Consider the following 6130-nt stretch of genomic DNA (forward strand, 5'->3'; position numbering starts at 1 on the left):
CGGTCAGCCGCTTTTGCGGCGATGTCGAACCAGCATACTGGTCGCTCGAAATGGCGGAGTTGGTGGACCAACTGCAGACCTCCACTTCCGGCTTGCTCAGTGTCGACGCGGCAATCCGGCTTGCTAGTTTCGGTCGCAATGCACTGGCGCCTCGATCCGGCGGATCGGCGCTGAGCGTATTCGCGCGCCAGTTTCGCAGCCCGTTGGTCCTCATCCTGGTCTTTGCCGCCGCCGTTTCTGCATTCGTCGGGGAGAGGCATGAAGCTGCAATCATCGGCGTGATCGTGCTTGCCAGCTGCGTTCTCAGCTTCACTCAGGAGTATGGCGCTTCGCGAGCGATGGAGGCTTTGCAGAACCGAATCTCCCGCAAGGCGACTGTGCTTCGAGACAGCTTCGAACGCGCCGTCAATGTCGAGGAGATCGTTCCAGGCGACGTCGTCTGCCTGTCAGCTGGCAATCTCATCCCAGTCGATGGCGTCATCCTGGAGTCGCGGGATTTCAACGTCAGCGAGTCTGTTCTGACCGGCGAGACTTTTCCCGTCGTGAAGTCCGCCGGTCGCTCGCCGCCCGAGGCCGGCATCGCGCAGCGAAGCAATGCCGTATTCACCGGCACGTCGGTTCGCAGTGGAACGGCAAAGGTGCTGGCCGTCGCTACGGGAGCGCACACCGAATTCGCGTCGATCGCCGAAGCATTGGAGCGACGGATACCCGAGACCGAGTTTGCTCGCGGCATCAGGATGTTTGGATATCTGATGACCGAGATCATGCTTGTGATCGTCATCCTGGTGTTCTTCGCCAATGTGATGCTCAACCGGCCCTTCATCGAGTCCCTGTTGTTTTCACTAGCGCTGGCGGTTGGTCTGACCCCCGAACTGCTTCCGGCGATCATCAGCGTGACGTTAGCCCGGGGCGCTCGGACGATGGCCGCCGGCGGTGTCATCGTGCGCCGTCTCGATGCCATCGAGAATCTTGGCAGCATGGATCTGCTGTGCACCGACAAGACCGGGACGCTGACGGAGGGCGTCATTCACCTCGATGGATCGTTCGACGCCGAGGGCAACGCGTCGACCGACGTCCTGTTTTTCGCCCGGCTCAACGCGACTTTGCAGACGGGCCTGAAGAATCCTCTCGACGAGGCGATTGCGAGCGCACCGCATTTACATGAGGCTTTGTCCGGCTTCACCAAAATCGATGAGATCCCCTACGATTTTGTGCGCAAGCGCCTGTCGGTCGCAGTGCAGGACAGCAAGCGTGAACAGATCCTTATCACCAAGGGAGCCGTACAGAACGTCCTCGATGCTTGCGGTTTCGTGCAAGGTTCGCATGGCTTGACACCCCTCGGCGCGACGGAGCGCGAGGCGATCGACGAACGATTCAGACACTGGAGCGCACAAGGCTATCGCGTTCTCGGCCTGGCGATCCGTCGATTTCAGAACAAGGCGAGCTTCAGCCGTGATGACGAGACCGACATGGCGTTCGCGGGGTTCTTGCTGTTTCTCGATCCGCCGAAGGAGGGGGTGCGGGAGACACTGTCGGCGCTTACCGACCGAGGCATCGGCGTAAAGGTGATTTCCGGCGATAACCGCTACGTCGCGGCGCATCTGGCCGAGGCCGTGGGTCTGCCGGCCGATCGGATCATGACCGGCGAGGATCTATCGAAGCTGACGAAGAACGGGCTTCTGGCCGGCGTCCGCAATACTGATCTTTTCGTCGAGATTGACCCGAACCAGAAAGAGCGCATCGTCGAGGCACTGCGCCGGAGCGGCCACGTGGTCGGCTATCTGGGCGATGGCATCAACGATGCGCCGGCGCTTCATGAGGCAGACATCGGCATTTCGGTCGATACGGCCGTCGATGTGGCGCGCGAAGCCGCGGACATCATCTTGCTCAAGCGAGACCTGAGCGTGTTGGTGAGGGGCGTCGACGATGGCCGCAAAACCTTCGCCAACACGATGAAGTACATCTCCATCACGACCAGCGCCAATTTCGGCAACATGATCAGTATGGCCGCCGCCTCGCTCTACCTGCCGTTTCTGCCCCTGCTGGCCAAGCAGATCCTGCTGAACAATTTCCTCTCCGACATTCCATCGCTTGCGATCGCTGGCGACAACGTCGACATCGAACAACTGCGCAGACCGCGGCACTGGGACATCCATTTCATAAGACGTTTCATGGTGAGTTTCGGACTGGTGAGCTCCGCGTTCGACTTCGCGACCTTCGCCTTCCTTCTGCTGGTAGCGCATGCCGAAGCAGCCACATTTCAGACGGCCTGGTTCATCGAATCGGTGCTGACTCAACTTGCCATCCTGTTCATCGTGCGCACCCATATGAGGCCATGGAACAGCCGTCCCAGCCGCTTGCTTGCGGGGCTCGCGGTCTGTGTCGCCGCTATCTCCATCGCTGTTCCTTATGCTCCGTTCGCCAGTTGGCTTGGGTTTGTGCCTCTGCCAGGACCGGTTCTGGCCGGGCTGCTCGCGATCACCGTGCTGTACATACTCGTATCGGAGCTTACAAAGAGCTGGCTGTTCGACCACGGCAGCCGGGCCAAGCCCAGCCAAAAACTTTGACCTCACATCGGCACCGGGCCGCACCGACCCGCATCCCGGGTTGAGCCGAAAGATGCGGCTCGATGTGCGCGGCCCAAGGTCTAACACCGCGACGTCAGCCTCCGACGGCGGTCTTGGTGACGTTTACGCCAAGGTCATAGACAAGCTGGCCCCCATAATAACCGGTTACCGTGACCAGAGCTGCGCCGGCTATCTCAATGGCTGGAATGGCGAGAGCCAACGTTCCCAGGTCACGATTTCTTATCCACAGCGCGAGCCGGATGGCGCCCCAGGTCAGAAAGGTGAAGGCGCTGACCGTGCCCAAGCTCTCATGTATCTCCGCTATTTCGCTGCTGAAACCGGCAGCCTCCGCGTAATCAAGGGCCATACCGCCGAAGAGCCAGGTGGCAATGGCGAACAGTCCCGCGGCGACGGCGACAAAAGTCGAAATGGTTCCTACGCCCGATCGCATCGTTACGGCATTCCTGCCGGCGAGCGCGGCGAGATCGATGATCACAAGTGTGTAGATGAGTACAATAGGGAAATGCACCAGAATGGGATGGACGTGCTGAATTTCAGGCATTGCAGGTATTCTCCAGGTAGATTGAGCAAATAGTCAGTCAGATGGCCAATCAGTCGTCGCTATTGCCGGGTTCGTCGGCTCGCTCGCTGCGCGCATCGGATGCGGGCATTCGGCCGTCACATTCGTCGTCGCCGATGCCCACCACCGCCTTGGGGCCGGCGGCGCTCTTCATGGGAATGGCCTCGAGGTCGATTGTTGAGGAAGACGTGGCGGATGCGGCCGCGCATGATTCATGGTCGGATTCCGCGGCCGCGGGCAGTACAAAAGCAGCGAGACCTCCCAGGGCGACAACTAGGACAGGAAGATTGCGCATGGTTTCAGCTCCTTCTCTACGCGCCCGTCATCGGGGACGGCGGCCCTTAATAGAGACGTGGTCCTTGCCGCCGGCTGACGATGATTGACAGCGGTTTGACAGCTTCGGCATGCGACAGCTCTCGTCCATGAAAATCGGGTGGATACGCCTTGCAGCTCTGGGGATGGCCGCACTTGTGCTGGTCACGCCGTTGGCCGCCAGGGCGCAAGATGACGACGATGACCACGACCGGGCGCGCGACCTTTATGAGCGCGGCGAAATCGAGGGCCTTGCCGATATCATGGCCATCGTCCGCGCCAGGGCTCCTGGCGAGATCGTTGCGGTCGACCTCATTCGCGTCGGAAGCAAGTGGATCTATCGGTTCCAGGTGGTTGCTGCCGATGGACGCCGCAGGACCGTTGATGTCGATGCCGGTGCCGGCGGCGTCTTGGGCAGCGAAGGCGACCACAAATGAAGATCCTCGTGGCAGAAGACGAACCGCGCATTGCGGCCGATGTCGCCGCGGTTTTGAAGGCCTCGGGCATGGCCGTCGACACCGTGAGCGATGGTGAGGCCGCTTGGTTTGCAGGCGACGTCGAGAACTATGATGCGGCGATCCTCGATCTTGGATTGCCGAAGCTTGACGGCCTCACGGTCCTGAAGCGCTGGCGCGCCAATGGCCGGCGCTTTCCGGTCCTGATCCTGACGGCGCGGGGGTTGTGGACTGAGCGGGTGGAAGGCATCAACGCCGGCGCCGACGATTACCTTCCCAAGCCTTTTGAAATGGAGGAACTGCTGGCGAGACTGCGCGCCATCCTGCGCCGTTCGAGCGGACAGGCGGCACCGGTCCTGAAGTCGGGTCCCTTGTCGCTCGACACGCGCCAGATGCGCATCTCGCTTCGCGGCATTCCCGTGGCACTTTCGCCGCTCGAGTATCGGCTTCTGGCGTTCCTGATGCACCATGCCGGTCGTGTGGTCGCGCCGACCGAGCTCGCGGAACATCTCTACAGCTCCGACAACGAACGCGACCCGAACACGATCGAAGTCATCGTTGCGCGGCTGCGGCGCAAACTCGGCAGCGATGTTATCGAAACCCGACGCGGCTTCGGATATCTCGTGCCGGACGGGCCTGGCTGATGCGCAATTCGATCCGCTTCAGGCTTTGGTCGGCCGCAGCCATATCGATCGTGATCGCTCTTGCCATCGCCGGCGTCGGCCTGCGCTATCTTTTCGAGCTCAACGTCGAACGGCGGGTCGTCAGCGAGTTGACCGTCGACCTCAATGAGTTGATCGGTGCGACGAGCTTCGCGGCCGACGGCCGCCTGCTGGTCGCATCGACGCTGGCGGATCAGCGCTTCGCCAGTCCGCTGTCCGGGCATTACTGGCAGGTGGAAGACCTTGCGACCGGCAACCTCGTTCGATCGCGCTCCTTGTGGGATGCCACGCTCGCCTTGCCCGAGCAGGCAGCGAATGGCGAACTGAGGAAGGAAGAGCTCAGAGGGCCAGGCGGCGAGCTCACCGTCGCCGTTCTGCGTACGATTACCGACGCCGACGGGAGGGCGTTTCGTGCTGTCGTTGCGGAGGATCACCGCAATGTCGAGGTCTCGGTGGGGGAATATGTCCGTGATCTCGCGCCGGCGCTCACGGTGCTCGCATTCGCACTGATGGGCGCATTCTTCATCCAGATCACCGTCGGCTTGGCGCCATTGGAAGGCCTGCGAGTCGCCGTCAGGGACGTGATTGCGCAACGGAAGACTCGGCTTGACGTGGCCGCGCCGAGCGAAGTGCAGCCACTCGCAGACGAAATTAACCGGTTGCTTGCCGCCCAGGAGAAGGCCCTGTCTCGCGCACGCTCGCGCGCCACGGATCTGGCGCACGGCCTCAAGACGCCCTTGCAGGTCCTTTCCGCTGATATTCGGACTCTGCGCAAGAAAGGCGAGACCGGGCTCGCCGACGAGATCGAGAAAAGCGCCGGCGCCATTCGCCGCCATGTCGAGCGGGAATTGGCGCGTGCTCGTCTGGCTCCCGGCGTTTCCGGCGATGCTGCGTGCCTCGTCCGAGAGGTGGCGAATGGCGTGATTGCCGTTGTCAGACGAACGCCAAGGGGCAAGCAGCTCTCATTCGAGATCGATGTCGCCGAGGATTTCATGGCGCCGGTTGACGAGGGCGATCTATCCGAGGTCCTCGGCAATCTGGTGGAGAACGCTACGCGTTTCGCGAACTCCCTGGTCCATGTGAGTGCGTCCGAAAGCGCCGGCGAAGTCATCATCAAGGTCGTCGACGATGGGCCGGGCATTCCGGAGGCCGCCCGGAATGCCGCTTTGTTGCGTGGCGTCCAGCTTGACAGCAAGGGCGGCGGCAGCGGCCTCGGCCTGGCGATCGTTTCGGACATCGTCGAAGCTTATGGCGGCCGCCTCGAAATGGCGAACGCCAATTCGGGTCTGGCGGTGACCATTTACTTGCCTCGGCTTGGTTGAGACCTCAGGCAAAACCGGGAAAATAATCGACCTTTATTTTCGAACGGCTGACGCCCATTGCAAGGAGCTTCTGGCGCAACGCCTTGACCATCGCCTGCGGGCCGGAAATGTAGAAAGTGCGCTCTAGATAGTCGGGCATGGCGAGGCGCACTAGGTGTTTGATCCCAGGCTTTGATGGGGCATCCTTATCTTCCGAATCAAAGGATGCGCTATGGGCCAGGTTCTGCATGGG

Annotated in this window: 6 protein-coding genes and 1 pseudogene; 4 read left to right on the plus strand and 3 right to left on the minus strand. The window is 61.4% G+C overall.

What is annotated here, in order from left to right; all coding sequences use genetic code 11:
* The first annotated feature begins 50 nt into the window (after positions 1–50).
* Positions 51–2567 (plus strand): magnesium-translocating P-type ATPase, encoded by a 2517-nt coding sequence (mgtA, locus tag FJ957_RS23615; RefSeq protein ID WP_246685946.1) that lies wholly within the window; start codon positions 51–53, stop codon positions 2565–2567.
* A 94-nt stretch (positions 2568–2661) separates the two neighbouring features.
* Here mgtA and FJ957_RS23620 read toward each other — a convergent pair whose 3' ends face one another.
* Complete coding sequence (locus FJ957_RS23620) at positions 2662–3129, minus strand: DUF2231 domain-containing protein (protein ID WP_140835227.1); 468 nt, start codon at positions 3127–3129, stop codon at positions 2662–2664.
* Positions 3130–3178: 49 nt separating this feature from the next.
* Complete coding sequence (locus FJ957_RS23625) at positions 3179–3442, minus strand: hypothetical protein (RefSeq protein WP_140835228.1); 264 nt, start codon at positions 3440–3442, stop codon at positions 3179–3181.
* Positions 3443–3605: 163 nt separating this feature from the next.
* On the opposite strand from FJ957_RS23625, the gene FJ957_RS23630 reads away from it, so the two are divergent.
* The 3 genes from FJ957_RS23630 (at position 3606) to FJ957_RS23640 (ending at position 5898) form a co-directional block, all read left to right on the plus strand.
* The gene (locus FJ957_RS23630; RefSeq protein WP_246685942.1) at positions 3606–3896 is read left to right on the plus strand and encodes a PepSY domain-containing protein; all 291 of its coding nucleotides are present in this window, start codon (positions 3606–3608) and stop codon (positions 3894–3896) included.
* Positions 3893–4558, plus strand: coding sequence for a response regulator transcription factor (locus FJ957_RS23635; protein ID WP_140835230.1), 666 nt, complete (start codon positions 3893–3895; stop codon positions 4556–4558). Before FJ957_RS23630 ends, FJ957_RS23635 begins: the two co-directional genes overlap by 4 nt.
* Positions 4559–4686: 128 nt before the next feature.
* Positions 4687–5898 carry a HAMP domain-containing sensor histidine kinase gene (locus FJ957_RS23640; protein WP_246685943.1) on the plus strand — a complete coding sequence of 404 codons (1212 nt, stop codon included), beginning with the start codon at positions 4687–4689 and terminating at the stop codon, positions 5896–5898.
* A 4-nt stretch (positions 5899–5902) separates the two neighbouring features.
* Here the strand turns inward: FJ957_RS23640 and FJ957_RS23645 are convergent.
* Positions 5903–6130: pseudogene (locus FJ957_RS23645) on the minus strand (hypothetical protein); the annotation flags it as partial.

Origin of the sequence: Mesorhizobium sp. B2-4-6, assembly GCF_006442775.1 — a bacterium.
Lineage (GTDB): Bacteria > Pseudomonadota > Alphaproteobacteria > Rhizobiales > Rhizobiaceae > Mesorhizobium.

What these genes read in the sequence shown, in the direction of transcription:
- mgtA (WP_246685946.1), top strand. Translation starts at nt 51, where the DNA reads ATGGCGGAGTTGGTGGACCAACTGCAGACCTCCACTTCCGGCTTGCTC.
- FJ957_RS23620 (WP_140835227.1), bottom strand. Translation starts at nt 3,129, where the DNA reads ATGCCTGAAATTCAGCACGTCCATCCCATTCTGGTGCATTTCCCTATT.
- FJ957_RS23625 (WP_140835228.1), bottom strand. Translation starts at nt 3,442, where the DNA reads ATGCGCAATCTTCCTGTCCTAGTTGTCGCCCTGGGAGGTCTCGCTGCT.
- FJ957_RS23630 (WP_246685942.1), top strand. Translation starts at nt 3,606, where the DNA reads ATGGCCGCACTTGTGCTGGTCACGCCGTTGGCCGCCAGGGCGCAAGAT.
- FJ957_RS23635 (WP_140835230.1), top strand. Translation starts at nt 3,893, where the DNA reads ATGAAGATCCTCGTGGCAGAAGACGAACCGCGCATTGCGGCCGATGTC.